At 59.4% G+C, this 24,535-nt stretch carries 23 protein-coding genes, 1 tRNA gene and 2 pseudogenes; 12 read left to right on the top strand and 14 right to left on the bottom strand.

The window, feature by feature from the left end; translation table 11 throughout:
• Positions 1–17: 17 nt before the first annotated feature.
• Both mtaB and dapF read right to left on the bottom strand, forming a co-directional pair.
• The gene (gene mtaB, locus ACXADQ_RS07140) at positions 18–1,277 is read right to left on the bottom strand and encodes a tRNA (N(6)-L-threonylcarbamoyladenosine(37)-C(2))-methylthiotransferase MtaB (protein ID WP_475317669.1); all 1,260 of its coding nucleotides are present in this window, start codon (positions 1,275–1,277) and stop codon (positions 18–20) included.
• Positions 1,274–2,104, bottom strand: a complete 831-nt coding sequence (gene dapF / locus ACXADQ_RS07135) for a diaminopimelate epimerase (protein WP_475317663.1) — start codon at positions 2,102–2,104, stop codon at positions 1,274–1,276. The genes mtaB and dapF overlap by 4 nt, the downstream gene beginning before the upstream one ends.
• 173 nt (positions 2,105–2,277) lie before the next feature.
• Between dapF and ACXADQ_RS07130 the strand changes: the two genes are divergently transcribed.
• The 3 genes and pseudogenes from ACXADQ_RS07130 to ACXADQ_RS07120 all read left to right on the top strand — a co-directional run bounded on the left by ACXADQ_RS07130 (position 2,278) and on the right by ACXADQ_RS07120 (position 5,149).
• Positions 2,278–2,353 (top strand) — tRNA-Lys (locus ACXADQ_RS07130).
• Between the two features lie 935 nt (positions 2,354–3,288).
• Positions 3,289–3,831: pseudogene (locus tag ACXADQ_RS07125) on the top strand (transposase); the annotation flags it as partial.
• 499 nt (positions 3,832–4,330) lie between these two features.
• On the top strand, positions 4,331–5,149 hold the full coding sequence (locus ACXADQ_RS07120; RefSeq protein ID WP_475317660.1) for a bifunctional allantoicase/(S)-ureidoglycine aminohydrolase: 819 nt from the start codon (positions 4,331–4,333) through the stop codon (positions 5,147–5,149).
• Here the strand turns inward: ACXADQ_RS07120 and ACXADQ_RS07115 are convergent.
• Both ACXADQ_RS07115 and puuE read right to left on the bottom strand, forming a co-directional pair.
• Positions 5,146–5,631 carry an ureidoglycolate lyase gene (locus tag ACXADQ_RS07115; protein ID WP_475317655.1) on the bottom strand — a complete coding sequence of 162 codons (486 nt, stop codon included), beginning with the start codon at positions 5,629–5,631 and terminating at the stop codon, positions 5,146–5,148. The two genes, ACXADQ_RS07120 and ACXADQ_RS07115, sit on opposite strands and share 4 nt — an antisense overlap.
• The gene (puuE, locus tag ACXADQ_RS07110) at positions 5,628–7,040 is read right to left on the bottom strand and encodes an allantoinase PuuE (protein WP_475317652.1); all 1,413 of its coding nucleotides are present in this window, start codon (positions 7,038–7,040) and stop codon (positions 5,628–5,630) included. Before puuE ends, ACXADQ_RS07115 begins: the two co-directional genes overlap by 4 nt.
• Before the next feature lie 149 nt (positions 7,041–7,189).
• Here puuE and uraH point away from each other — a divergent pair, with 149 nt between their 5' ends.
• The gene (uraH, locus tag ACXADQ_RS07105; RefSeq protein WP_475317649.1) at positions 7,190–7,543 is read left to right on the top strand and encodes a hydroxyisourate hydrolase; all 354 of its coding nucleotides are present in this window, start codon (positions 7,190–7,192) and stop codon (positions 7,541–7,543) included.
• Here the strand turns inward: uraH and ACXADQ_RS07100 are convergent, their stop codons facing one another.
• Complete coding sequence (locus tag ACXADQ_RS07100; protein WP_475317648.1) at positions 7,544–8,455, bottom strand: LysR family transcriptional regulator; 912 nt, start codon at positions 8,453–8,455, stop codon at positions 7,544–7,546.
• Positions 8,456–8,555: 100 nt separating this feature from the next.
• Between ACXADQ_RS07100 and ACXADQ_RS07095 the strand changes: the two genes are divergently transcribed.
• A complete protein-coding gene (locus ACXADQ_RS07095) occupies positions 8,556–9,788 on the top strand; it encodes a urate hydroxylase PuuD (RefSeq protein ID WP_475317643.1) in 1,233 nt (410 codons plus the stop codon).
• A 31-nt stretch (positions 9,789–9,819) separates the two neighbouring features.
• Here ACXADQ_RS07095 and ACXADQ_RS07090 read toward each other — a convergent pair whose 3' ends face one another.
• Complete coding sequence (locus tag ACXADQ_RS07090) at positions 9,820–11,307, bottom strand: aldehyde dehydrogenase (RefSeq protein ID WP_475317638.1); 1,488 nt, start codon at positions 11,305–11,307, stop codon at positions 9,820–9,822.
• A 178-nt stretch (positions 11,308–11,485) separates the two neighbouring features.
• Here ACXADQ_RS07090 and ACXADQ_RS07085 point away from each other — a divergent pair, with 178 nt between their 5' ends.
• The 3 genes from ACXADQ_RS07085 (at position 11,486) to ACXADQ_RS07075 (ending at position 14,158) form a co-directional block, all read left to right on the top strand.
• On the top strand, positions 11,486–12,277 hold the full coding sequence (locus ACXADQ_RS07085; RefSeq protein WP_475317635.1) for an IclR family transcriptional regulator: 792 nt from the start codon (positions 11,486–11,488) through the stop codon (positions 12,275–12,277).
• A gap of 54 nt (positions 12,278–12,331) precedes the next feature.
• Positions 12,332–12,964 (top strand): ribonuclease HII, encoded by a 633-nt coding sequence (locus ACXADQ_RS07080; protein ID WP_475326044.1) that lies wholly within the window; start codon positions 12,332–12,334, stop codon positions 12,962–12,964.
• A gap of 90 nt (positions 12,965–13,054) precedes the next feature.
• Positions 13,055–14,158, top strand: a complete 1,104-nt coding sequence (locus ACXADQ_RS07075; RefSeq protein WP_475317630.1) for a DNA methyltransferase — start codon at positions 13,055–13,057, stop codon at positions 14,156–14,158.
• Positions 14,159–14,243: 85 nt separating this feature from the next.
• On the opposite strand, the gene ACXADQ_RS07070 is transcribed toward ACXADQ_RS07075, so the two are convergent.
• The 3 genes from ACXADQ_RS07070 to mutY all read right to left on the bottom strand — a co-directional run bounded on the left by ACXADQ_RS07070 (position 14,244) and on the right by mutY (position 17,742).
• A complete protein-coding gene (locus ACXADQ_RS07070) occupies positions 14,244–15,440 on the bottom strand; it encodes a thiolase family protein (protein ID WP_475317624.1) in 1,197 nt (398 codons plus the stop codon).
• Between the two features lie 110 nt (positions 15,441–15,550).
• Positions 15,551–16,666 carry an alkane 1-monooxygenase gene (locus ACXADQ_RS07065; protein WP_475317622.1) on the bottom strand — a complete coding sequence of 372 codons (1,116 nt, stop codon included), beginning with the start codon at positions 16,664–16,666 and terminating at the stop codon, positions 15,551–15,553.
• 14 nt (positions 16,667–16,680) lie between these two features.
• The gene (gene mutY, locus ACXADQ_RS07060; RefSeq protein ID WP_475326043.1) at positions 16,681–17,742 is read right to left on the bottom strand and encodes an A/G-specific adenine glycosylase; all 1,062 of its coding nucleotides are present in this window, start codon (positions 17,740–17,742) and stop codon (positions 16,681–16,683) included.
• Positions 17,743–17,836: 94 nt separating this feature from the next.
• Here mutY and ACXADQ_RS07055 point away from each other — a divergent pair, with 94 nt between their 5' ends.
• The 3 genes from ACXADQ_RS07055 to ACXADQ_RS07045 are packed head-to-tail and all read left to right on the top strand — an operon-like array spanning position 17,837 to position 20,124.
• A complete protein-coding gene (locus ACXADQ_RS07055; RefSeq protein ID WP_475317621.1) occupies positions 17,837–18,346 on the top strand; it encodes a DUF721 domain-containing protein in 510 nt (169 codons plus the stop codon).
• A 12-nt stretch (positions 18,347–18,358) separates the two neighbouring features.
• Positions 18,359–19,012, top strand: a complete 654-nt coding sequence (locus ACXADQ_RS07050; protein WP_475317618.1) for a DsbA family protein — start codon at positions 18,359–18,361, stop codon at positions 19,010–19,012.
• Entirely contained in the window at positions 19,012–20,124 is a 1,113-nt protein-coding gene (locus ACXADQ_RS07045) for a CaiB/BaiF CoA transferase family protein (RefSeq protein WP_475317616.1), read from the top strand. The genes ACXADQ_RS07050 and ACXADQ_RS07045 overlap by 1 nt, the downstream gene beginning before the upstream one ends.
• 63 nt (positions 20,125–20,187) lie before the next feature.
• Here the strand turns inward: ACXADQ_RS07045 and ACXADQ_RS07040 are convergent, their stop codons facing one another.
• Together ACXADQ_RS07040 and ACXADQ_RS07035 are read right to left on the bottom strand one after the other, a co-directional pair.
• A complete protein-coding gene (locus tag ACXADQ_RS07040; RefSeq protein WP_475317614.1) occupies positions 20,188–20,841 on the bottom strand; it encodes a YggS family pyridoxal phosphate-dependent enzyme in 654 nt (217 codons plus the stop codon).
• Positions 20,842–20,962: 121 nt separating this feature from the next.
• Positions 20,963–21,883 carry a porin gene (locus ACXADQ_RS07035; protein WP_475317611.1) on the bottom strand — a complete coding sequence of 307 codons (921 nt, stop codon included), beginning with the start codon at positions 21,881–21,883 and terminating at the stop codon, positions 20,963–20,965.
• A 261-nt stretch (positions 21,884–22,144) separates the two neighbouring features.
• Between ACXADQ_RS07035 and ACXADQ_RS07030 the strand changes: the two genes are divergently transcribed.
• A complete protein-coding gene (locus ACXADQ_RS07030; protein ID WP_475317607.1) occupies positions 22,145–22,660 on the top strand; it encodes a DUF3576 domain-containing protein in 516 nt (171 codons plus the stop codon).
• Positions 22,661–22,710: 50 nt separating this feature from the next.
• Here ACXADQ_RS07030 and ACXADQ_RS07025 read toward each other — a convergent pair whose 3' ends face one another.
• The 3 genes and pseudogenes from ACXADQ_RS07025 to ACXADQ_RS07015 all read right to left on the bottom strand — a co-directional run bounded on the left by ACXADQ_RS07025 (position 22,711) and on the right by ACXADQ_RS07015 (position 24,455).
• The gene (locus ACXADQ_RS07025; protein WP_475317601.1) at positions 22,711–22,851 is read right to left on the bottom strand and encodes a hypothetical protein; all 141 of its coding nucleotides are present in this window, start codon (positions 22,849–22,851) and stop codon (positions 22,711–22,713) included.
• A gap of 8 nt (positions 22,852–22,859) precedes the next feature.
• Positions 22,860–23,204: a cupin domain-containing protein gene (locus ACXADQ_RS07020; RefSeq protein ID WP_475317593.1), complete on the bottom strand. Its 345-nt coding sequence runs from the start codon at positions 23,202–23,204 to the stop codon at positions 22,860–22,862.
• Positions 23,197–24,455, bottom strand: a pseudogene (locus tag ACXADQ_RS07015) (glycosyltransferase). The gene ACXADQ_RS07020 and the pseudogene ACXADQ_RS07015 overlap by 8 nt, the downstream one beginning before the upstream one ends.
• Positions 24,456–24,535 lie beyond the last annotated feature (80 nt).

Here is a 24,535-nt window from a genome sequence, read left to right as displayed (position 1 = left end):
TGCGTTGTAGCGAAAGGTTACGCCAGCAGATGATCCCCGTCACGCCCGGAAATTACGGTATCCACAAGCGCGCCCTCGGTCTGCGGATCGGCAAAATACACCTCGGCGAACTGTTCCGTGCGGCCCATCAGCGGATTTTCCATCAATACGCTGTGACGGCGCCCCAATTGCTGCTGCAAATGCAGATCCACGCGCCGCTGCCCGGCCGAGCGCAGCGCCGCCGCCCGTGCCTTGATCAGCCGCCCATCCACCTGCGGCATCCGCGCGGCAGGCGTGCCGGGGCGCGGGCTGTAGGGAAAGACATGTAGCCAGGTCAGTTGGCATTCCTCGACCAGTTTCAGCGAGTTTTCGAAATGCGCGTCCGTTTCCGTGGGAAACCCGGCGATGATATCGGCGCCAAAGGTCATATCGGGGCGCAGTTTGATCGCCTCTTGGGCGAAACGGATCGCATCGTCGCGCAGATGGCGGCGCTTCATCCGTTTCAGGATCAGATCGTCGCCATGCTGGAGCGACAGGTGCAGATGCGGCATAAGGCGCGGCTCGGTCGCGATGGCCTGCATCAGGTTTTCATCCACCTCGATCGAATCGATCGAACTGATCCGCAGCCGCCGCAGATCGGGCACCAGCTTCAGGATGCGCATGACCAGATCGCCCAACTTGGGTTCGGCCGGCAGGTCTGCGCCCCACGAGGTCAGATCGACCCCGGTCAGCACCACCTCGTTAAAGCCCTTGTCGACCAGCCGTTTGATCTGTTCGACCACCACTCCGGCGGGAACCGAGCGCGAATTGCCCCGGCCATAGGGGATGATGCAAAACGTACAGCGGTGATCACAGCCGTTCTGAACCTGCACATAGGCGCGGCTGCGAGTGCCGAAGCCATCAATCAAATGCCCGGCGGTTTCGGTGACAGACATGATGTCATCGACCTGCACGCGTTCCGTCTGGCCGATGAAATCGGGGCCCATCGCGTTCCAGGTCTCGGGCTGCATCTTTTCGGAGTTGCCGATGACCACGTCGACCTCGTCCATATTGGAAAAGGTCTCGGGCTCGGTCTGCGCAGCGCAACCGGTGACGATCAGCTTTGCGTCAGGGTTTTCACGCCGCAGCTTGCGGATTTCCTGACGCGCCTTGCGCACCGCCTCGGAGGTCACGGCGCAGGTGTTCACGACCACGGCGCCTTCGATTCCGGCCTGCTGAGCCAGATCCTTCATCGCCTCGGTCTCGTACGCGTTCAGACGGCAGCCGAGCGTGGTGAAAATGGGCGTTTTCTCAGTCATACCGAGGCCAAAAACTCGGGCGTCAGCTGCGCGGTGAACACATGCATGGTGGCCCCGGTCATCCAAACGCCATCCTCGCGCCAGTCGATCCAGATCGTTCCGCCATCCAGATCAATCTGCACCTTGCGCCCGGTCAGCCCGCGCCGCGCGGCCGCCACAGCCGTCGCGCAGGACGACGAGCCCGAGGCCAGCGTGACACCAACGCCCCGTTCCCACACCCGCATCCGCAGATGATCGGGGCCAATCAAGCTGGCGAATTGCACGTTGGTGCGTTCAGGGTACAGCGGGTGGTGTTCGATCGCAGCACCACCCGCTTCCAGATCCACCGCCTCGGCATCCTCCACGAAGAAGGTGCAATGAGGGTTGCCCATGCCAGTGGCCGTCGGCGCGCCCTCGATCGGCAGCTCCAGCGTGTCCATTTCGCGCGCCAGCGGTATCTCGGACCACACCAGTTGCGGCGGCCCCATATTGACCGAGGTCAGCCCATTCCCAGCATCCACCGCATAGAGATCGCCGCGATCCGTGGTCAGGTGCAGGCTGTCCTTGCCGGTCTCGTCAAACAGATAGCGCGCAATACAGCGCGTCGCATTCCCACAAGCCGCCGAGGTCGACCCGTCCGCGTTGTAAAACACCAGATGCGCATCGCCTGCGCCCTGCTGAATCACCGCCAGCTGATCATAGCCCACACCCATGTGCCGATCCGCAATCGCCACCACCAGATCGGCAGGCAAGGCCACATCGCGCGCGCGCGCATCGACAACGACAAAGTCGTTGCCCAGCCCATGCATCTTCATGAACGGCAGAGTTTTGGCCTCGGTGTTTTCCATCGCGCCGATATACGCCCGAATCCCTGGCGTTTCCAGAGCACCACCAAAGTTTGTTCGCGTCCGCCAGCCCTTGTTTTGTTGGACGCCCTTGATAAGAATCGAAAAACTTTCAAAAAGGCCGCTTTTCGGGGTTGACCCTATCGGCGTCTGTTTCTAGAAGCTGCCTCCACAGTGGGCCGTTAGCTCAGTTGGTAGAGCAACTGACTTTTAATCAGTGGGTCGAAGGTTCGAATCCTTCACGGCTCACCACTGAAATCAATGACTTAGACGATTTCAACGTGTAGCCGCGTTTTGCGTGGCTACCACCGGGCTACCACCGATTAAGATTTCGCGCGTTTTGGGGTGCTGCAAGGCGCTGGGCTTGTGGTGCAGTAGAATCATTTCCCCCGCACCCCGCAGGGGCAGGCGGTTAGGTCGCGCTCGTTTCCGCCTCAGTCTTAGCCATGAAAGCAAGAGGCGGCTTTGGGTGTAATCCCGCTTTCATTGGCCTGGAAGGTGCCTGCCGTGGACTTGGGCAGGCGCGGGGCTTGTCTGCCTCAAAACGAATTCCAGACACGTTAAAAATCTCTGTAACTCTGTAACTTTGTTACGCATATATGTAACTTATTGATTTCACTTATATTTATCTCCCTATTTTGGTAACAAAAAAAGTAACAGAAAAATTGGCCTGTTACGCGTAAGCCATTGATTTTGCTCAATCCGCGCCTTTTGAGACACACCCACCTTGGGCCTTTCCAGTGCAATTACAGCTTTGCACACAGAAACCTTCCCCATCCCGTCCCCAGCGCAATCAAATTTCCTTCGTCCTTCCCCCCAAGCTACATCAGCGGTCTTTTTTGCCAGAGACACCCCGTGCAAAAAGAAAGGTATCCACGCCGGTGGGGGTAGGGTTGCGCTGGATTTTCAGCATACCCCCCTTGCTTGGCTTTGGCTCTTTCGACCCATTTCAACTTTGATCCTATCGCGCATCCATGAAAGTCATGGATATTCAACAGCCACCCCATGCGGAACGGTGAGAAGGCCGCGCGACATAGCCGCCGCCCCAGATGGGGCGCGGGGTACAAAAAAACCGGCTGGGGTTAGCAGCTAGGTCTTTGCGCCAATGTGTGATCTGATTCCTAGGCTCAGGACCCATTGATTTCCGTCCAGCGTCGTGATTCACGGTTCGAAAACAAGCGGTGAACATGTCTGACCTTTTCTGGCTGAGCGACGAGCAGATGGCTCGTCTGGAACCCTTCTTCCCAAAGCCCCACGGCAAGCCGCGCGTTCACTGCCCGGCAGGGTATTGCGCAGCGATGTCCCGAGAGGGGATGACCGGCCTGTGCAAATCGGGATTATCTTCATCAATCGCAATGGGTTACGGTGGTGTGATGCGCCCAAGGAATATGGCCTCCACAAGACCCTCAATAACCGTTGGAAGCGGTGGAGTGAAAAGGGCACCTTTGCTCGGATGATGGCACGACTGGCCGCCGAACACGGCGAAGAGAAGACCGTGATGATCGACGCGACCTATCTCAAGGCCCATCCAACAGCGACCAGCCTGGGCGTGAACAAGGGCGTCCGCTGAACCTCTTTGTGACCGCCGGTCAGCCTCTCGGGACATTGCTTTGCAATGCCCTGTCGGCCAATGGGTCAGCGACTACATCGGCGCGCGGGCATTGTTGAGCAACCTGCCGGATGTTGACTGGCTGCTCGGGGACCGCGGATATGATGCCGACTGGTTCCGATAAGCGATGAAAAACAAAGGGATACGCGCCTGCATCCCTGGGCGATCTACAGCCGCTTTGAAGTCAGTTTGCGACGTGTCACTCACTTCATCTTTGTTGAAATGTGATTCAGACCGAAGTGATCGCCTGTAACAGATGCAGTATCTGTGGTGGTGGAATATTGAAAATTGGTACTTGGCATAACGGCTACCTTTTAAGTCGTCGAAACTTGAATCCGAAAGAGCACATTCAATATCGAATTTCCCTCTGGGGTTGAGGATTACAAAATACTTCGCCAGTGCAAGGAGTTTTTCCGGGCTCGCGCAAACGCCAGCCATCCAAGGCCCGTTGGGTCCACCCAAAATGGGCTATCCAGGCGCGACGCAGACGAACGCATTGTGCACGGTTTCGCACCTGGTCGGGTTTTCAAAAAAACGGAACAAGTGTTGCCTGCCTCTCGGCTCTGGCATTTCCCTGCGTTTCAAAGGCATAGTGGGGAAAAGTCGACGCAGGAGCCCTTATGACCTCGAAATACTATGCGCCCCAGGGCGGCCACCCCGGACAGGATCAGCTTCTGACCGGGCGCGCGGTGTTTACCGAGGCCTATGCCGTCATTCCGGCCGGCACAATGCAGGATATCGTGGTCAGCTCGCTGCCCTTTTGGGAAAACACGCGCACCTGGGTTCTGGCGCGTCCGATGTCCGGTTTTGCCGAGACATTCTCGCAATATATCCTCGAAGTGCAGCCGGGCGGTGGGTCAGACACCCCCGAAACCGACCCGCAGGCGCAGGCCGTCCTCTTCGTGGTCGAGGGCCAGGCGACACTGACCCTGGACGGGACAACACATGACATGACTCCGGGTGGTTATGCCTATCTGCCCCCCAGCGCCAACTGGACCCTGCGCAACACCAGTGATGCACCGGTCAGATTTCATTGGATTCGCAAAGCCTATGAAAAGGTCGAGGGCGTCGATATCCCCGAACCCGTGATCGCCAATGAAAACGACATCACCCCCGATCCCATGCCGGGCACCGATGGCAAATGGGCCACCACGCGTTTTGTCGATTCTCTCGATGTGCGCCACGATATGCACGTTACGATCGTGACATTTGAACCGGGCGCCGTGATCCCGTTTCTGGAAACCCACGTCATGGAGCACGGCCTGTATGTGCTTGAAGGCAAAGCCGTTTACCGGCTGAACAAAGATTGGGTCGAGGTCGAGGCTGGCGATTTTATGTGGCTGCGCGCCTTTTGCCCGCAGGCCTGCTATGCCGGGGGGCCCGGACGGTTCCGATACCTGCTGTACAAGGACGTGAACCGCCACATGAAGCTGCGCTAAAGCGTGATCTGATAGGGGTCGTCGAACCAATGCTCTTGCAGGTTCGCCCCCGCGCCGATCCGATCCACCACCGCAAACAATCCCGGCGCTGACAGCGGCGTCAGCACCCCGTGCCAGGTCCCGCGATGGAAATTGATGCCCTGCCCGGCACGGGTGACAAAGGCGACCGGCGCGCCCGGCTGCCCGCCCGCATCCGGGGCCACGATCACCAGGAACGGATCCATCGACATCGGCAAAAAGGCCTGACTGCCCTCGGGGTGGCGCTCGACCATATCCAGGCTATAGGGCAGGCTCCGAGGCTCGGTCTGAAACAGGCTGATCCCCGCGCGACCATCAGAAAAATCCATCTGCGCGCGGTCGTGAAAGCGGCCACATTTGCCCTGGTTGATGATCTTATCCGGGTCTCCTGCCGCCTCCAGCACATCCCCATACGGCGCGAAAGCCAAGGCTGTCAGCGGCACAGCTTTGATCACGCGGCTCATTCCCCGAAAATCTCGTACACGCGAAACTCCGCGATGCGCTCGACCTGCCGACAAGCCTCAGCAAACTCGGTTGCGCGGTCCTGTGCTACACGCCGTTGAAACGCTGCCAGGATCGACGCTTTGTCATGATCCCGCACCGCAATGATGAACGGAAACCCGAACGTCTCGGTGTATTCAGCGTTCAACCGGGTAAAGGCCGCATGCTCTTCAGCCGTCAACGAATCCAGCCCAGCCGAGGCCTGCTCCGCCGTCAATTCAGCCGTCAAGCGTTTGGCCGCCGCCAGTTTCCCCGCCAGGTCAGGATGCGCACGCAAGACGCCCAAACGCTCATCTGTACTGGCCGCGCGGAACACCCGCGCCAGCAGGCTATGCGCCCCTGCCGCACAGTCATGCGTGGGCCCGAACTCCAAATCAAACGCCCGCTCGGCCACCCAGGCACTGTGTTCGAACACCCCGCCAAACCGGTCCACAAATTCCGCACGATCCATGTCTGTTATCCGCAACACCGGCGCCACAGGATGCTCTTGCGCCCAATGCCGCGCGATCTGTTCACGGGTGGCAAACCACACGCCTTCTTTGCTCTGAAAATACTCAATCGCCCGCTTCAAAGCTGCCACCCGGCCCGGACGGCCCACCAAACGGCAATGCAATCCAATCGAGAGCATCTTGGGCGCACCGGCCAAACCTTCGGCGTACAAAACGTCAAAACTGTCCTTCAGATAGCGTTCGAATTGATCCCCTTCGGTGAACCCGGCCTGGATCGCAAAGCGCATGTCGTTACAATCCAGCGTGTAGGGCACGATCAACTGGTTCTTGCCGCCTGCCTGCACCCAATAGGGCAGATCATCGGCATAGCTGTCGGCGATATAGGCAAAGTCGCCCTCTTCTGCGGCCAGTTCGACCGTTTGCATGGAACAGCGCCCAGTATACCACCCCGGCGGAGGAGACCCGACCACCTCGGTGTGCAATGCAATGGCCTCTCGGATCTGTGCGCGTTCCTCTTCGGGGGGCATGTCCTTGTGTTCGACCCATTTCAGACCGTGGCTGGCGATTTCCCATCCGGCGTCTTTCATTGCGGCCACTTGCGCAGGTGCACGTGCCAAGGCCGTTGCCACGCCATAAACGGTCACAGGCAGGTCCTTCAGCAGAGAATGAACCCGCCAGAACCCCGCACGCGCGCCGTACTCATAGATCAATTCCATGTTCCAGTGGCGCTGACCCGGCCAGGGCTGCGCGCCCGTGATCTCGGACAGAAACGCCTCCGAGGCCGCATCGCCATGCAGGATGTTGTTCTCGCCGCCCTCTTCATAGTTCAGCACGATCTGTACGGCAATTCTGGCCCCATTCGGCCAATTGGCTGCGGGCGGGATTGCGCCATAGCCGGTCATGTCTCTTGGATAGCGTGTCACGTCGGGTTCCCTTGCTCTATGTGCTGAATAAAGCAGAAAATCCGCGATGTTTTTCAAAAAATGCAGAATGCAGCCTCAATCTCTTGGGGCTTTGTGTTGATCCGCAGCATCGGACTATTAACCTAGCAGAAATCACAAAGGAGACGCCCGTGACCGGTTACCTGACGACCCATGTTCTTGATACCGCGCGCGGCTGCCCCGCCGAGGGGCTGAAAATCGAGCTTTTCCGGATCGAGGGCGACACCCGCACCCACTTGAAAACGTTGCTCACCAATGATGACGGGCGCACCGATGAACAGATCCTGCCCGCAGACGCCTTTCAAACTGGTGTGTACGAGCTGGTGTTCCACGCCGGTGCCTATCTGGATGCCATCGGCACCCCGCCCGAAGAACCCCGGTTTCTGGACGTGATCCCCCTGCGCTTTGGCATGTCCGAGCCCTCGCACTATCACGTGCCGCTGCTGCTGTCGCCGTTTGGGTATTCCACCTATCGCGGCAGCTGATCAGCGTTCAGAACGAACGGTTTCTGCGATCCGATCAATCATGAATTCCATGAACAGACGGGTTTTAGGGTCCTGACGTCTGCGATGGGTAAACAGGCAGGCCATTTGCACGGGCTCTGGTGGGGTATCCGTGGCGACGGGCACCAAAGAGCCATCTTTCAGGTGCTCGGCGATCTCGAATACGGGCTTCAGCGCGATCCCATGGCCTGACAATGCCCAATCGGTCAGCACGTCCCCGTCATCTGCCTCGTACCGCCCCGAGACCCTGTATCGTTTCGATCCATCCGGCCCAGACAGACGCCATTGGAATTCGGTCGCACCGGGAAAGCGCAGCGACAGGCATTCGTGCCCCTCGTCAATCAAGTCCTGTCCGGTGCGCGGCATCCCCCGCCGCGCAACATAATCCGGCGCCGCGCACAGGACCCTTTCGACATCCGCGATTTTACGAATGCGCAGGTTGCTGTCTTCGGGTTGGCCCAGGAAAAACGCCAGATCCAGCCCTTCGGTGGTCAGGTCAATCTTGCGGTCGGTCATGCGCAGGCGGACGTTGACCTCGGGGTATTTGTCCAGAAACTCGGGCACGCGCGGCGCGATCAGCCGCCGACCCACGCCCAACGGCGCGGCTACATACAAAGAACCGCGCAGGTTTTCGGTGATGCTGGCGATCTGCGCCTCGGCGCTTTGCACGGCTTCCAGTATCTCGGTTGCGCCACGATAGAAGGATTTCCCCTGCTCGGTCGGGGTCAGGCTCCGAGTCGTGCGCTGAAACAGCCGAACGCCCAAATGCTCTTCGAGTTGGGAAATCCGCGAGGACGTCACCGCCGGAGAAATGCGCAAATCGCGCCCCGCAGCGGACATACTGCCCAGTTCATAGACACGAACGAAGGTGCGGATATTGTCGAGGTAGGACATTGTTCGGTTATTTTTGATGCTGCTTGGGTTTTTGTGGCAATACCTTAAAAAAGCCTGCTCGCCTAGGGTGAGCACGACAGCCGGCGCAAAGGGGACACATATGTACGATCTGGCAATCTTGTGGGACTGGGCGGCCTTTGCGGTTCGCTGGCTGCATGTCATCACCGCGATGGCCTGGATCGGGGCCTCGTTCTATTTCATCGCGCTGGATTTGATGCTGAAACCGGCCCCCAACCTGCCCGATGGCGCCTATGGCGAAGAATGGGAGGTCCACGGCGGCGGGTTCTATCACACCGTCAAATACCTGGTGGCCCCGTCCGAGATGCCCGAGCACCTGACCTGGCACAAATGGCAAAGCTACACCACCTGGCTGTCCGGGGCAGCTCTGTTGATGATGGTCTATTGGGTCGGAGGAGAGCTGTTCCTGCTGGACCCGACCAAGGCCGATCTGGCGCTGTGGCAGGGGATCGTGATCTCGGGCGGGTCGCTGACAATCGGCTGGATTCTGTATGATCTGATGTGCAAATCCAAACTGGGCGAGACGCCGACCATTCTGATGCTATTGCTGTTCGTGATCCTGGTGGCCATGGCCTGGGGCTATAACCAGATCTTCACTGGCCGCGCGGCTCTGCTGCATCTGGGGGCGTTTACCGCGACGATCATGACGGCGAACGTGTTCTTTCAGATCATGCCCAACCAGCGGATCGTGGTGGCCGATCTGAAGGCCGGGCGCAAACCGGACGCGAAATACGGCAAGATCGCCAAGCTGCGCTCGACCCATAACAACTATCTGACACTGCCGGTCGTGTTCCTGATGCTGTCCAACCACTATCCGCTGGCCTTTGCGACCGAGTACAGCTGGATCATCGCCAGCCTGATTTTCCTGACCGGGGTCACGATCCGGCACTACTTCAACACCATGCACAAGACCGGCAAAGGCCCGCATTGGACCTGGGCAGTGACCGTGGTGATCATGATCGTGATTGCCTGGCTGTCCACTGTTCCGGGGATGGAAACCTATGACGAGGCCGAGGCCCGCGACATGACCCCGATGGAACAGAAATTCGCCAGCGTGTCGGGGTTCGAAGACGCCTATTACGCTGTGACTGGCAATTGCTCGATGTGCCACGCGCGCGAACCTTCGTGGGACGGGATGCACTGGCCGCCCAAAGGCGTTGTTCTGGAAACCGAGGCCGATGTGGCCCGCCACGCGCAACAGATCTATCTGCAAGCCGGCCGCAGCCACGCCATGCCCCCGCCCAATGCCATCGAAATGGACACCGAAGACCGTCAGTTGATCGTTGCCTGGTATCGTCAGGCCACTGGGGCCTGAACCTGGCCAGAGCTGGCTGTCATCGAGGCGCTCAGAGCTTGATCCAGGCCGTTTTGAGATCAAAGTACTTGTCGAACGCGTGCAGGGATTTGTCGTGCCCATTGCCCGATTGCTTTACCCCGCCCAAGGGAACGGTGGCATCGGCGCCGCCATAGGTGTTGACGTGCACGACCCCGGCCCTCAGCGCGCGGATCATGCGATGGGCGCGTGACAGGTTCGCTGTCCAGACCGCGCTGGCCAGGCCATATTCGCTGTCGTTGGCGATTTGCAGGGCTTGCTCTTCGGTGTCAAACGGGATGACGGCCAGAACCGGGCCGAACACCTCTTGCGTGGCCAGCCTGTCCTTGGGGTCGACGCCGGTCACGATCGTAGGCGCCATGAAATAGCCGCCGGTGTCCTCGAATATGCGGGTGCCGCCTGTGCGAATGGTGCGGCCCAAGTCACGGGCCTCGTCCACGAAACGCAGATTCTGGGCAAGTTGCGTGGCCGAATTGACCGCCCCGGCGGTTGTGGTCACATCCAACGGGTCGCCAACGGTCATTGCTTCGGCGTGGCGGGCCAGTTTTTCCACGAACTCATCTTGGACCGAGCGTTCCACCAACAGGCGCGACCCGGCAATGCAGACCTGCCCGGAATTGCGGAAGATCCCATTGGCCGAGACTTTGGCCGCCTCGCCCAGATCCGGCGCGTCAGCAAATATGATGTTGGGGGATTTTCCGCCCAGCTCCAGATAGCAGCGTTTCAGGTTCGAGCGCGCTGAGTACTCCAGCAACCTGCGGCCAACCCCGCCCGACCCGGTAAAGACCAGCACATCCACATCCATCGACATCCCGATCGCCTGACCGACCACGGCGCCCTCGCCGGTGACAACGTTGAACACACCCGGCGGGAGGCCGGCCTCGAGCGCCAGTTCAGCCAGGCGCACCAGGGTCAACGAGGCAGTCTCGGCCGGTTTCATCACCACGGAATTGCCCGCCGCCAGAGCAGGCGCGAATTTCCAGGCTCCGATCATCATGGGGAAATTCCAGGGCACGATGGCCCCCACCACGCCGACAGGTTCGTGATGCACCAGCGCCAGAACCGACGGATCGGTGGGAGCGATCTGGCCATAGATCTTGTCCAGGGCCTCGGCGTAGTACCGGATGGTCCCGGCAGCCGACAGGGGTTCGGCCTTCAGCGCCATGCCGATTTCGGTTCCGTTATTACGCACGCCCAGAACGGCCAACTCTAACGCGTTTTGTTCCACCAGATCGGCCCATTTCAACAAGACCTTTTTGCGCGCGGCCGGGGCCATTTGCGCCCATCTCCCGTCTTCAAAGGCGCGCCGCGCGGCCGCAATGGCGGCCTCGGTGTCTTCGACAGTACCGTGCGCCATGGTGGTCAGAACCTGCCCATTCAGCGGTGAAATCACCTCGTACCGCCCCCCATCCGAGGCCGGGCAGTGTTCTCCGTCAATGATGTGTTGGAACGCGGGCACCGGCGCATCACGCAGATCATCAATTCGGGATTGGTCAAGCATAGGTCTGTCTCTTGTTCGGGCTGAATCTGGACGGCGAAAAACCGGGTGGCGATGGGTATTCATCTGGTATGTCATTATATGACACCCTATAATCAAATATTGATGACGTCCGCAGCGGGACCTGTCAACACAAACAACCGCGCCAGTGCGATCAATCACGACAAGGGGCACAAACCAAATGGGCACGATCACCAAGGCGCTTCGGCTGTTGTCTCATTTTTCCTCGGATCGTGGCGAAATTGGATTGGCCAGTTTCGTGCGCCTTAGCGGTGGGGACAAAGCAACCGTGCGTCGACACCTGGTCGAGCTGGAGGCAAACGGATTCCTGGAACAACACCCCGAAACCCGCAAATACCGGCTGGGACCGGCGCTGTTGCGTCTGGCCTCGGTTCGGGAAAAGCACTTTCCGATCCGCAGCGCTGTCGTGCCCGTGGTGGATCAGTTGGCGGACACGCTCGGAGAATTGGTCCACGCGTCCTTGCTGCAAGGCGCCTATATGTCCCCGCTGTATCATGCGGATCCTTTGCGCCATGGGCTTAGGGTGATCTTTGATCAGGGCGAGATGCTGCCCCTGCATGCGACCTCGTCGGGATTAACGATGATGGCCTTTGGCCCCGAGGGCGTGATCGACACGGCCCTATCCGTTGACATGTCGTCCTATGCGCCCAACACGATCATCACCCGGTCAGATATGTTGCACCTGATCCAGCAGATCCGCGCCGTGGGCTATGGCTATTCCGACCAGTTCTATACCCGCGATATCATGTCATTCGGTATGCCGTTCTTTGGGCCCGAGGGCGAGGCGATTGGCACGCTGGCGGTGCCCTTGCCCCGCTCGCGATTGAACGACGCCAAAAAGGCGGAAATCCTGCGAGGGCTGCGGGATGCCTGCTCGGCCGCCACCCAATCCTGCGGTGGGGATGTCCCTGTGCATCTGCAACAGATCTGGCAGGCCCTGCCCGCCGACTAGGATTGCGCCGATTTCGACCTTGCGCGCTGCCTTTGCATCGGTTTCAACATGGGCATGACTGCTCCTGATTATTCCATTGAAACGTCCGTGCATGCGCAGGGCTATGCCCGGATCGCTGGCGTGGACGAGGTCGGCCGCGGGCCCCTGGCCGGGCCCGTCACCGCCGCTGCCGTTATTTTGGATCCCGATCGCATTCCCGCCGGGCTGAACGATTCCAAAAAACTGTCTGCCAAGAAACGCTTGGCCGTGCTCGACGAGCTGCAAGAGGTCGCCCAAATCTCAGTTGCCCATGCCAGTGTCGAGGAAATCGACACACACAACATCCTGCGGGCCAGTCACATCGCGATGGTCCGCGCCATTCAGGGCCTGCCGCAGCAGCCAGATTTTGCCCTGATCGACGGCAACATGATTCCCCGCGACCTGACCCTTCCGTCGCAAGCGGTGATCAAGGGCGATGCCCTTTCCGTGTCCATCGCAGCGGCCTCAATTGTGGCGAAAATAAGGCGTGATCAACTGATGGTGGAGTTAGGGCAACAGTTCCCCGGTTATGGCTGGGAGAAAAACGCCGGTTACCCCTCGAAACAACACCGCGAGGCGCTGGTAAATCTGGGCGTGACCCCACACCATAGACGTTCGTTCAAACCGGTCCACAATATCTTGTATCAACAGAAAAATGTAAGTGACTGATTCAAAAAAGAATTTGACGCGGAATCCCATTTGAATTATCTTTGTCTCAAACCAAAGAGCGCAAAAGCGCCGTGGATTTTGAGGCAGAGAATGAAGACCAAGACCAACGAACAGGGCGCTCCGGCGCTCCCTCTAAACACAATTCTTGCTGGCGACTGCATCGAGATGATGAACAGTCTGCCCGAGAATTCGATCGACCTGATTTTTGCAGACCCGCCCTATAACCTTCAGCTAAAAGGCGATCTGCACCGTCCGGACAATTCCAAGGTGGACGCCGTGGATGATGCCTGGGATCAGTTTTCCTCTTTTGCGGCATATGACAGATTTACCCAAGACTGGCTGGCCGCAGCTCGCCGATTGCTCAAACCCAATGGGGCTATTTGGGTGATCGGCTCTTATCACAACATCTTTCGGGTGGGCGCTGCGTTGCAGAACGCGGGCTATTGGATCCTGAACGATGTGGTCTGGCGCAAATCGAACCCGATGCCCAACTTCCGCGGCAAACGGTTTACCAACGCGCATGAAACGATGATTTGGGCGTCGAAGTCCGAAGGCGCGAAATACACCTTCAACTACGAGGCGCTGAAAGCCCTGAACGAAGGCATCCAGATGCGCAGCGATTGGGTTCTGCCGATCTGCAATGGGGGTGAGCGCCTGAAGGATGACAACGGCGATAAAGCCCATCCCACCCAAAAACCCGAAAGCTTGCTGCACCGTGTTCTGGTCGGGTCGACCAACCCCGGTGACGTGGTGCTGGACCCGTTCTTTGGCACTGGCACCACCGGCGCCGTGGCCAAGATGCTGGGACGTGATTTCATCGGCATCGAACGCGAAGAGGCCTATCGCAAGGTCGCCCAGAAACGTCTGGACAGCGTGCAAAAATTTGATCGCGAGGCTCTGACGGTCAGCGCATCCAAACGCGCAGCGCCTCGCGTGCCCTTTGGCCAGCTGGTTGAACGCGGCATGCTGCGCCCCGGCCAGATCCTGACCAACGCGCGGGGCCAGATCGCCAAGGTCCGCGCTGATGGATCGCTGGTGGCGGATGGGGTTAAGGGCTCGATCCACCAGGTCGGTGCCGCATTGGAAGGCGCGCCCAGCTGCAACGGATGGACCTATTGGAACACGCAAAGCGAGGGCAAAACCGTGCCCATCGACGTGTTCCGCCAGCAAATCCGCGCCGAGATGGCGAACTAAGCCAATCAGTTTACCGCCGGTGCCTGTGGCCTAACATGGCACCAACCTCCCCGCTGGTTCGCCCAGCGGGGCTTTTTCGTTTGGGTCAGGTGACTTTGAGGATCACCGCCATCGCGGAATCCCCGGCCGCACAGCCTTGGAACAGGCCGATACCACCGCCGCGGATTTCCAGCTCTTCGATCATCTCGATCATCGCGCGCAGGCCGGTCGGCCCCTGTGGGTGCCCCCAGATCAGCGACGAGCCATAGTTGTTCATCCCCCGCCAATCCAGATCGAACGCCCGCGCAAAGGCGATGTCGTTCACCGCGAACGGATTGTGGGATTTGAACACGTCGATATCGCTGATCTGCAGGCCCGTCTGGCACAACACATTTTCGGCCGCCTTGATCGGCGCGGCGGGCATGAAGCCCTTTTCCTCGCGCGCCTGGGCGATGCCCAGCACCTCGATCACCGGATTGGCACCGCCCACCATCTCAGCGGCCCGCTCGGCGCTGTCCACAACGATCATGCCAGCGGCCCCGTCTGCGGGATGCGTCTGACCGGCAAAGGTCACGGTGCCACCGGGGACAACAGGCTTCAGCGTCGCCAGTTTCTCGGCCTTGGAGGGGTAAACGCCCTCGTCCCCGTCCAGAGTCGCCACCGTCTTGCGGAACCGCGCGTCAGGCACGTCGAATGCCGCGTCCATATAGCGTTTCTGAAACGCGCGATCATCGGCCAGGCCATCCTGATATTGCGCCTGTCGGTGCAGGACGACCTCGTGCTGCTCGGCCGTGTCGATGCCAAAGCGCGCGGCTACGTTCTCGGCCGTCTGGACCATCGCACCCTTGGCCCAGGGATCATAGTTAAAGCTGCCCAGAACCCAATCCTCGGACTGACCGGTGCCGCCGGGGCCAGAGGGCGCAGGATAATACACATGCGCCCCGTTCGAGGTCCGATCCCCCGAGGCAATCAACACTGTCCCGGCCAGACCCTGCGCGATTTCACCCATAGCGGCGGCCAACAGGCGCGGCCCGGTTGCACAAGCCTGGTTCATCGTCGGCCCGCCCAGATTTTCCGCCCCGATCATCGCGGTGAACCACGGGGTCGCATAGAAACAGCCCGGTTGGATCACGGTCATGCCATAGGCACAGAAATCAATCTGATCCGTGGCGATATCGCGCGCGGCCAGGGCAGATTTTGTAACATGCGCCGACAGCTCGATCGAGTTCAGATGTGACAGGCTCCCTTGCCAACGCGCAAAAGGCGTAGACCAGTAGGCCCCGTAAGGAATGTAGCTGGGCATGGCGTCCTCCCTCTGCTTCGCTATGCACTATAATGCTATATACTGCACAATAGTTACGATCAATAGCGAATCAGAGGGGGTCATCTGCACTAAATTGCCAATCTGGCGATTCAATGGGTTCCACGTTTGTAGGGCGTCCAATCCTCGATCTCAGGATAGTAGGTCTTGCGCCAGGCCCGGACACGCGGGTTCATCCGGCGGCGCCACAGGGGTGGGATCATCGCCATAGCTGCCATCAACGGATACCCAAAGGGCAATTGCGGCGCCTTGGTCGCGTCATAGGTTTGCAACAGGGGGAACCGTCGGTCGGGTTTGTAGTGGTGGTCCGAGTGGCGCTGCAAATTGATCAACAGCCAATTCGTCGCCTTATGCGCCGCGTTCCAGCTGTGATGCGGTTTCACATGTTCGTATTTCCCGTCCCCCAGGTATTTCCGGGTCAGGCCGTAATGTTCGACATAGTTGGTCATCTCCAGCTGCCAGACGGCGCTGGCGGCCTGTACGATGAACAGGGCTACGCCCTCGAGCCCGCCCAGCCAGAACGCCAGCACCAAAGCGGCCAGTTGCAGGACGGCATAGCGCCAGAACGGATTGCGCAGGCTGAACATCGACAGCCCCCGCCGCGCCAGCAGCGCCTTTTCCGCCATCCAGGCCGAGAACAGGCATTCGAACAGAACCCGCACAAAAAACCGGTGGAATCCTTCGTTATAGCGCGCGGTCACCGCGTCGCGCGGGGTCCCGACATGGACATGATGAACCAACAGGTGCTCCGAGCGAAAATGCGAATACAGCACCGTCGCCAACAACAGATCGCCCAGCCAGCGTTCCAGATTGTTTTTCTGGTGCATCAGCTCGTGGCTGTAGACGATCCCGATGGTGCCGCTCAGCACCCCAACGCCGAAAAACAGCACGATCTTTTCCAGCAGGTCCAGATGCCCGGTGTGGGTCACGTACCAGATCAGCCCGAACTGAGTCAGGCCCTGCACGGGGAACCAGATCAACGTAATCAGGCGATACCAGAACAGTTGAGAGTCATCCGTCTGGGGATCGGGGTTGTGCAACTCCATCCCCATCAATGCGTCCAGCCCGGTGAACACCCACCAGCCCAACAGCGGCAACAGGATCACCGTCCAGCCGCCATAAACCGCGCCGATCCAAGCCAAGGGGACCAGCCCCAGCGACAACCAAAAGGGTACTGCACGGCGGAAAGCAGAGATCGGGGTGCTCATGATATGGCTCCGGTTCAGGCGCGTCCGTCGTCATTGTTGAACTCGGATCGTGCCAGGTCAAATGCCTTTCGCATCACGGTCGGCAAATCCGAAGGGCGAAATGTCGCGTGCGGGTGGAATTCGCCGCGATCAGGTGTGTGGTCGGGAACATCCGCGACCATCACACGCAAACGCAGGTGAAAATGAGTGAAGGTGTGCAGGGCTTCGGCGGGCAATTCTCGCCAGTCGGCCTGCATCGGTGGGGCCTCAGCGGGGGCATCGTTCCATTCGGACCCCGGCCAGCCGAGCATCCCGCCCAGCAGACCTTTGTCTGGGCGCCGTTCCAGCAGAAACGCTCCATCCTGACGCCTGGCGACATAGGCAATGCCAAGGCGAGTGGGTTTCGGCTTTTTGGGTTCTTTCTTGGGCAATTCGGGCGCGGTTCCGGCCTGTCGCGCCAGACAGGGATCGCGCCAGGGGCAGATACCGCAGGCCGGATTGCGCGGAGTACAGAGGGTGGCGCCCAGATCCATCACCGCCTGGGCATAGTCTCCGGGGCGTTGGGCGGGCGTCAGCGCCGCCGCCAGCGCGGTCAGTTCAGGCTTGGCCCGTGGCAGTGGCGTGTGGATGTCATAGACCCGCGCCATCACCCGCTCGACATTCCCATCCACCACGGTTTCGGGCAAATCAAACGCGATCGAGGCAATGGCCGAAGCCGTATAGGGCCCGATCCCGGGCAGCTTCAGCAGCTCTTTGTGCGAGGCGGGGAACACACCCTCCAGTTCGCCGGATACCACGCGTGCGCATTTCAGCAGGTTGCGGGCGCGGGCGTAATACCCCAGACCGGCCCACTCGCCCATCACGTCCTCGTCCCGCGCGGCAGCCAGCGCATGCACATCCGGCCAGCGGGTGGTGAACCGGTGGAAATAGTCTTTGACCGCTGCCACCGTGGTTTGTTGCAACATCACCTCGGACAGCCAAACCCGGTAGGGATCAGGCAACACACCCGCCAGACGATCCGCAGGCCCCACCCGCCAGGGCATCACCCGCGCATTGCGGTCGTACCATTCCAACAGCACCCCGGCCTGATCTGTCATTTCGTCACGCAATGTTTATCCCCTGTCAGGTCGCAATCTGCTGGCGTCTTTGGTTCGCGATACTAGAATAGCGCTCAGGAAAAGGAAGCAAGTCATGGCCACGCGCCCCAGCACGACCAAGGGTTTCGCCCGCACGTCCAGCCTGTTGCAGGCGCGGATACGTAAGGCTGGCGAGCAGCGTGGCTTTGCTGAATCCCGGCTGCTGACCCATTGGCCGGATGTTGTCGGCGAAGATATCGCTGCCATCGCCCGGCCAATTGATGTGAAATTCGGGCGCAAAGGCAGCTTCGGGGCCACGCTGACCCTGCTGACCACGGGCGCGCAGGCTCCGATGTTGGAAATGCAAAAAGAGCAGATTCGCGCCAAGGTGAACGGGATCTATGGCTATAACGCCATTTCGCGCATTCGGATCACCCAGACGGCCGCCACCGGATTTGCCGAAGGTCAGGCAGATTTCACCTACCGCAGAAAATCCCAGCCCAAGCCCCCCGATCCCGCTGCCGAAAAAGAGGCACAATCACTTACGCGCGAGGTCGGTGACACAGACCTGCGTCAGGCGCTTGAAAGACTGGCGAAAAACGTAATAACCAAGTCGAAACTTTAGAAAGGCTTACACATGGACCGCAGACTTGCACTTGGCGTCATTGGATCGGCTGCCGTTTTGGGCGGCGCATGGGCGCTGACCCGCAAACAGGACGCGATGCCTCCGCTGGCCGCCCTAGCCGAAGGGTCCGAAGGCGACGCCATGCCCGTCATGGAAATGACTATGGGCAGCGCCGACGCCAAGGTGACGCTGATGGAATATGCCTCGTTCACCTGTCCGCATTGCGCCACTTTCCACAATGGCCCGCTGAAAAAGATCAAATCCGAATACGTGGACACCGGACTGGTGAAATTCGTCTATCGCGACGTGTATTTCGACCGCCCCGGCCTGTGGGCCGCCATGGTTGCACGCTGTGACCCGGCCAAGTTCTTTGGCATTTCGGACCTGCTGTATGCCGACCAGAAATCCTGGATCGGATCGGGTGATCCGGGCGTGATCGTGGAAAACCTGCGCAAAGTGGGCCGCATCGCGGGCCTGACCGAGGAACAGCTGGACACCTGCCTGAACGACGGCGCAAAGGCGCAAAGCCTGTACACCTGGTTCCAGGACAACGTGAAAGCCGACGACGTGGACAGCACGCCGACGCTGTTTATCGATGGGAAGAAACACTCGAACATGTCCTATACCGACCTCAAGGCCCTGCTGGACAAGGCACTGAACGCCTGATGAGCACGCCTCTGGACGGACTGAAGGTCGTTGAACTGGCCCGTATCCTGGCCGGCCCCTGGGCGGGTCAGGCCTTGTCGGATCTGGGGGCCGAAGTCCTTAAGATAGAAAGCCCCGCAGGCGATGACACCCGCCAGTGGGGGCCTCCGTTCATCGAGCGCGAAGACGACAAGACCGCCGCCTATTTTCATTCCTGCAACCGTGGAAAACACTCGATCACAGTGGATTTCCGGACACCCGAAGGGCAGGAAAAGGTCCGCGAACTGGTGCGCGACGCAGACATTCTGATCGAGAATTTCAAGGTCGGTGGATTGGCAAAATATGGGCTGGATTATCAGTCGCTGCGCGAGCTCAATCCAAGGCTGATCTATTGCTCGATCACTGGATTCGGACAAACCGGCCCCTATGCGCATCGCGCGGGATATGACTATATCATCCAGGGCATGTCCGGGCTGATGTCGATCACCGGCGACCCTGACGGGCAGCCCCAACGCGCAGGCGTGGCGGTGACGGACCTGTTTACCGGGATGTACTCGGTCACCGGAATTTTGGCCGCGCTGTATCAACGCGAACGCACGGGCCAAGGCCAGCATATCGACATGGCGCTGCTGGATTGCGCGGTGGCCGCGACGGCGAACCAGGCGATGAACTATCTGAGCACCGGGGTGCCGCCGGGCCGGACAGGGAATTATCACCCCAACCTGACCCCCTATCAGGTGTTTGATTGCGCGGATGGGTTCATCATCATCGCCACCGGAAATGATGGGCAATATCAACGGCTTTGCGGATTGTTAGGGGTGGATTGGATGGCCGAGGCGCCCGAGTTTCTGAAGAATGCGGATCGCATCCAAAACAGGGATCAGATGATTGATCTGCTGATGGCCGAGACCCGCAAGCTGACCAAGGCTCAACTGCTGGAGGGGTGTGAGGCGCGTGGCATTCCCGCAGGCCCCATCAATGATATGGCAGAGGTCTTTGCCGATCCTCAGGTACAGGCGCGCGGGATGCAGATTGAGCTTGGTGGCGTTCCCGGTGTGCGGATGCCGATCCTGTTTTCTGAGGCTGAACTGAAGCTGGACCGCCCGTCGCCCAAGTTGGATGAGGATGGCTGATTTGGGGCGTTGCCCCCGCGCCTGTCGGCGCTCCCCCAGAGTATTGTCGGAGCAAAGAAGGCGTTAGCCGTAGTCGCGCGCGCCGAAAATGGCCGAGCCGACGCGGACATGTGTGGCGCCTTGCGCGATGGCTTTTTCGAAGTCGCCGGACATGCCCATGGACAGCTGATCAAGGTCGTTTCGATCGGCGATTTTCTTGAGTAGGGCGAAGTGGAGGCTGGGCTCTTCGTCGACCGGGGGGATGCACATGAGGCCTCGGATCGGCAGGTCCAGTGCGCGGCATTCGGCGATGAAGGCGTCGGTCTGGGCGGGCAGGATGCCTGCTTTTTGCGGCTCTTCGCCGGTGTTCACCTGGATGAACAGGTCGGGGCAATGGCCCAGTTCCTGGGCCAGACGGGCCAGAGTGTTGGCCAATTTCGGCCTGTCGACCGAGTGGATGGCCTGAAACAGCTGCATCGCCTGGCGCGCTTTGTTGGTTTGCAGCGGACCGATCAGATGAACCTGTGCGTCGGGGAAGTCTTCGAGGAAGGCGGGCCATTTGCCAGCGGCCTCTTGCACCTTGTTTTCGCCAAACAGGCGATGGCCCTGATTTAGAACGGTCTGGACCCTATCATTGGGTTGCACTTTGGACACTGCGATCAGTTGGGTGCTGCCCAAGGGGCGGCCTGCGGTTTCTTCGGCCTTGGCGATACGGGTCTGAATTTCGGATAGGGACATGGGGGCCTCGGGGTTGCTGCGCCTGACATGAATCACAAAATCGTGGGACAGTCAAAGACGCCACCCCAAAAGAAAAGAGCGGGCACTTGGCCCGCTCTTCCCTTAAGACTGGTTGCTCAACTTAGAAGTTGAAGACAACGCCGGCTTCACCGCGGGTGCGGCCGTTCATGTCAGCAATACCTGCAGCGAACGACACGCCGCCGCCCAGATCGTGGTTTACACCAACACCAACGTTGCTGCCGCCAGCGGCCAGCTCAACGGCGGTCAGGGTAACCGAGGTACCAGCGCCAACCGACATGGTGCCGGTCAGGCCAACGGCGTTACCAGCTGCCGAGTCATCGATGAACAGGCCAACGGTTGCGCCGCCCAGGGCACCTTGGACATACAGCTTGGTGATGTCTTCAGCGGCCAGCGACGATTCCTGATGCGACAGAGCAACAACGTAGCCGTTGTCGGCGTAGGTTACGCCCAGGTGCTTACGCTCGGATGCGCCCGAGGGGCCGGTGCCTTCCGAGATAGAAGCACGGACGGTGAACGGGCCAGATTGGTACGTGGCCATGACCACACCGTAGTCACCACCGGGTGCATCCGCAGTGAAACCGATGTCTTCACCCAAGAGGCCAACCGACCAGGGGTCAACGAACATGACGCCGGTGTAACCAATACCGCCAGCGTAGTGGCCAGGAGTGGCTTCAGCCGCCGAGACGTTACCAACAGACAAGGTCAGGCCACCAGCAGAGGCGTGGAATGCCGCGCCATAAATGGTGTTACCCGCCATAGCGACTGCGTCACCAGCAGCACCGTGACCACCAGTACCACCATCGTTCCACTGAATACGGGTCTGTGCACGGAAAGCGATACCGTTCTGCGATTTTGCAGTACCGGTGATGTTGATACGCAGACGCTGCTCAACCAGCGTTTCGCGAGCTGCGCCGTCGCGGTAGCTCAGACCAAAACGGCCAAAGCCCGAAAAGGTGATATCGGCTGCTGCTGCGCTGGCGCCAGCGATCAGAGCGGTCGAAGCAAGGAGAAGCTTTTTCATAATTTTTTCCCTCGGTTTTCCAATCATGCGCCCAAAACGGGGAATCCGATTTGGGTATGGCGGTTGTGTCGCTCTTTTTGTGGGCAGTTTGCAAGTGTACCGCACCCCCTGTGGCTGAAAGTGCGCTACATGGTGCAGCTTTGCCACACCCGTTTCGGGCGGAACCTTGCTGCTGGACGATTCGCGGGTCTGACTAAGACCTTGCGACGTCCTTAGGGGTTGGATAGGTATGTGACGAAGATCTGAGGACCGGGCGAACCCATGGCACTTACTTTGATGAAACCAATGACCCTTGCGCTGATCGCGGCTGTGGCTGTGGCCGGGTGCAGCCGTGGTTCGGACCAATCTGCACAGCCTGACAACCGGCGTGACGATGATATGGATGTCATTTTGGCGCCTGAACTGGCCCGCCAGGCTGGTTTGCAACAAAACAAATCCTCGATCACTGATTTGTTCCGTCCGCGCAACAACGATTTGGAAGTGGCGGTAAACCGCTATATCTGGAACGCTGCGCTTGAGATCCTGAACTTCTTGCCCGTGCAATCGGTTGATCCGTTCACCGGAGTCATCGTGACAGGATATGGTACGCCTCCGGGCGGAGGCCGATCGTATCGCGCGACGGTGTATGTGAAGGATCCTGCGCTTGAGGCCCGTTCGTTGCTGGTGGCCATGCAGACCCGGGGTGGCAAACCCGTCAGCACCAGCACGCAGCGCGCGATCGAGGATGCGATCCTGACCCGGGCCCGTCAGCTGCGTGTGGCAGACCGAGCCTTCTGATCCCACCTTGGCATTGAGAATCTGACCCCGCCTGCGCATGCTTGGCGGGGTTATTTTTTGCCGACCGAGCCTTCCAGTTCTTCCAGATCTGCGTGGTTGACCAGCGTCCACGGAAGACTTGCATTGCGAAAGATGCGTTTGGCCTTGTTCGGGTAATCGGCAACGTCATGCGCCAGACGTTGCCCGATCACCAATAATCTCAGGGTTTTGCCCCAGTATTCAGGATCGTGTGCGCCTGCCCGCCAGCGCGGTATCCGATGAAATCACCCGGCCCGATTGCATGGCGCTGCTCGCCGATCACAGCCGTCGCGTTACCAGACAGAACATACACGCATTCGTCTTCGTGATGATGCGCGTGGGTTTCGGTGGTTTCATGCCCGGGCTGCACCTCGATCAGATGAACACCCAAACCGGTCAGCCCCGTGGCGTCCCCCAGGGATTTGTTCACCCGTTTGGCGTTCGGGTTCAGGAAATGAGTTTTCTGCACCCCTTCCATGGCTTTGATTTGCGCGGCGGTCAGCAGATAGGTTTCTTGCTCAGTCATGAACTTGTCCCGGCTCCATGTCATATAGCGTCTGAATCCATTCCAGCTGTCGCGGCAAACATACCTTTTGAAGATCGTAGTTTTCGACCATATGAGCCCGTGCGGCCTGACCCAAACGTTCGCGCGTTTCGGTGTCATCCAACAGGGCACAGACCTCTTCGACCAGCGCGTCTTGGTCGAAGAAATCGACCAAACGGCCGTTCTGATCGTGTTCAATCGCCTCGATCACCGGTGCGGTCGAGCTGGCAACGATAGCAGCCTGGGTGGACATGGCTTCGAACAGGGACCAGGACAGAACAAACGGGTAGGTCAGATAGACATGCACCCGACTGACCTGCAAAAGACTGACGAATTTGTCATAGGGAATGCGCCCCAGGAAATGCACGTTGTCCCAAAGAGGGGTCGGGATGCGCCCCCGGACCTCGTCGATGAAGATCTGCTTCCACGTCTTGCCCTTGGGGGCCCGAGCGCCATAGCTGACCTCGTCCCCGCCCACGATCAGCACCTTGGCCTTGGGCCGTTCTTTCAACAGCCGGGGCAGCGCACGCATGAAGATATGATAGCCCCGGTAGGGTTCGAGGTTGCGGTTCACAAAAGTGATCACCTCATCGTCGCGTGTCACCACCGAGCCATCGGGCAGCTCGAATCGGGCGGCGTCGTTGCGCACCAACATATTGGTGTTGATGCCGTCATGAATGACGCTGATTTTCTTGCGCCATTCGGGCGGGAAAGTCCCCGCCTGGAACTGCGTTGGCGACAGGCCCATATCGCCCACCGGGAAATGCACCAGGTTGTTGAGGTTTTTCAACCGGATGCGCAAAGCCTCGGCTTCGCCGGTCTTGGGCTGAAACTCGGGGTCAAAGCCAACATGATTGGGGCCGGACAGATGATACAGCTCGCAATACAGCCCGATCCTGGCCGAGGGCCACACATCGCGCAGGAACATCAATTCCCCCAGCCGGGATGCGCGACAATGATATCAGGGGTAAACCCCTGAGCCCGCAGCTTAAGTGCGGCGGCAAAGCACGCCTCGGCGCGGATCACCTTGGTGTCGAAATCCTGCACCCAGGGGTGGATGCCTTGGCCTTGTCGGCGCTGAATGCCATAGGGCAATACACGCACGCCCTGCCAGGTGGTTGGCTTTTTCACTCGTAGCGTCAGGGCAACGCAATGATGACCCTGTGCAGCCAGAGCCGGGGCCAGATTCTTGTACTGCCCTGGAAAGTTCTGATGAATAAAAAGGATTTTCATTAACAATACCGCCTCACTGATAGCGAGTATAAACGTGAGTTTTCCGGGGATACAGACCCGGTTTTCCTGACTACCCCCTA

This window comes from Thalassovita sp. ABM4_323 (assembly GCF_056158665.1).
This window is presented reverse-complemented; position numbering and strand designations above follow the sequence as displayed.

What these genes read in the sequence shown, in the direction of transcription:
- mtaB (WP_475317669.1), bottom strand. Translation starts at nt 1,277, where the DNA reads ATGACTGAGAAAACGCCCATTTTCACCACGCTCGGCTGCCGTCTGAAC.
- dapF (WP_475317663.1), bottom strand. Translation starts at nt 2,104, where the DNA reads ATGGAAAACACCGAGGCCAAAACTCTGCCGTTCATGAAGATGCATGGG.
- ACXADQ_RS07120 (WP_475317660.1), top strand. Translation starts at nt 4,331, where the DNA reads ATGACCTCGAAATACTATGCGCCCCAGGGCGGCCACCCCGGACAGGAT.
- ACXADQ_RS07115 (WP_475317655.1), bottom strand. Translation starts at nt 5,631, where the DNA reads ATGAGCCGCGTGATCAAAGCTGTGCCGCTGACAGCCTTGGCTTTCGCG.
- ACXADQ_RS07100 (WP_475317648.1), bottom strand. Translation starts at nt 8,455, where the DNA reads ATGTCCTACCTCGACAATATCCGCACCTTCGTTCGTGTCTATGAACTG.
- ACXADQ_RS07095 (WP_475317643.1), top strand. Translation starts at nt 8,556, where the DNA reads ATGTACGATCTGGCAATCTTGTGGGACTGGGCGGCCTTTGCGGTTCGC.
- ACXADQ_RS07090 (WP_475317638.1), bottom strand. Translation starts at nt 11,307, where the DNA reads ATGCTTGACCAATCCCGAATTGATGATCTGCGTGATGCGCCGGTGCCC.
- ACXADQ_RS07085 (WP_475317635.1), top strand. Translation starts at nt 11,486, where the DNA reads ATGGGCACGATCACCAAGGCGCTTCGGCTGTTGTCTCATTTTTCCTCG.
- ACXADQ_RS07080 (WP_475326044.1), top strand. Translation starts at nt 12,332, where the DNA reads ATGACTGCTCCTGATTATTCCATTGAAACGTCCGTGCATGCGCAGGGC.
- ACXADQ_RS07075 (WP_475317630.1), top strand. Translation starts at nt 13,055, where the DNA reads ATGAAGACCAAGACCAACGAACAGGGCGCTCCGGCGCTCCCTCTAAAC.
- ACXADQ_RS07070 (WP_475317624.1), bottom strand. Translation starts at nt 15,440, where the DNA reads ATGCCCAGCTACATTCCTTACGGGGCCTACTGGTCTACGCCTTTTGCG.
- ACXADQ_RS07065 (WP_475317622.1), bottom strand. Translation starts at nt 16,666, where the DNA reads ATGAGCACCCCGATCTCTGCTTTCCGCCGTGCAGTACCCTTTTGGTTG.
- mutY (WP_475326043.1), bottom strand. Translation starts at nt 17,742, where the DNA reads ATGACAGATCAGGCCGGGGTGCTGTTGGAATGGTACGACCGCAATGCG.
- ACXADQ_RS07055 (WP_475317621.1), top strand. Translation starts at nt 17,837, where the DNA reads ATGGCCACGCGCCCCAGCACGACCAAGGGTTTCGCCCGCACGTCCAGC.
- ACXADQ_RS07050 (WP_475317618.1), top strand. Translation starts at nt 18,359, where the DNA reads ATGGACCGCAGACTTGCACTTGGCGTCATTGGATCGGCTGCCGTTTTG.
- ACXADQ_RS07045 (WP_475317616.1), top strand. Translation starts at nt 19,012, where the DNA reads ATGAGCACGCCTCTGGACGGACTGAAGGTCGTTGAACTGGCCCGTATC.
- ACXADQ_RS07040 (WP_475317614.1), bottom strand. Translation starts at nt 20,841, where the DNA reads ATGTCCCTATCCGAAATTCAGACCCGTATCGCCAAGGCCGAAGAAACC.
- ACXADQ_RS07035 (WP_475317611.1), bottom strand. Translation starts at nt 21,883, where the DNA reads ATGAAAAAGCTTCTCCTTGCTTCGACCGCTCTGATCGCTGGCGCCAGC.
- ACXADQ_RS07030 (WP_475317607.1), top strand. Translation starts at nt 22,145, where the DNA reads ATGGCACTTACTTTGATGAAACCAATGACCCTTGCGCTGATCGCGGCT.
- ACXADQ_RS07020 (WP_475317593.1), bottom strand. Translation starts at nt 23,204, where the DNA reads ATGACTGAGCAAGAAACCTATCTGCTGACCGCCGCGCAAATCAAAGCC.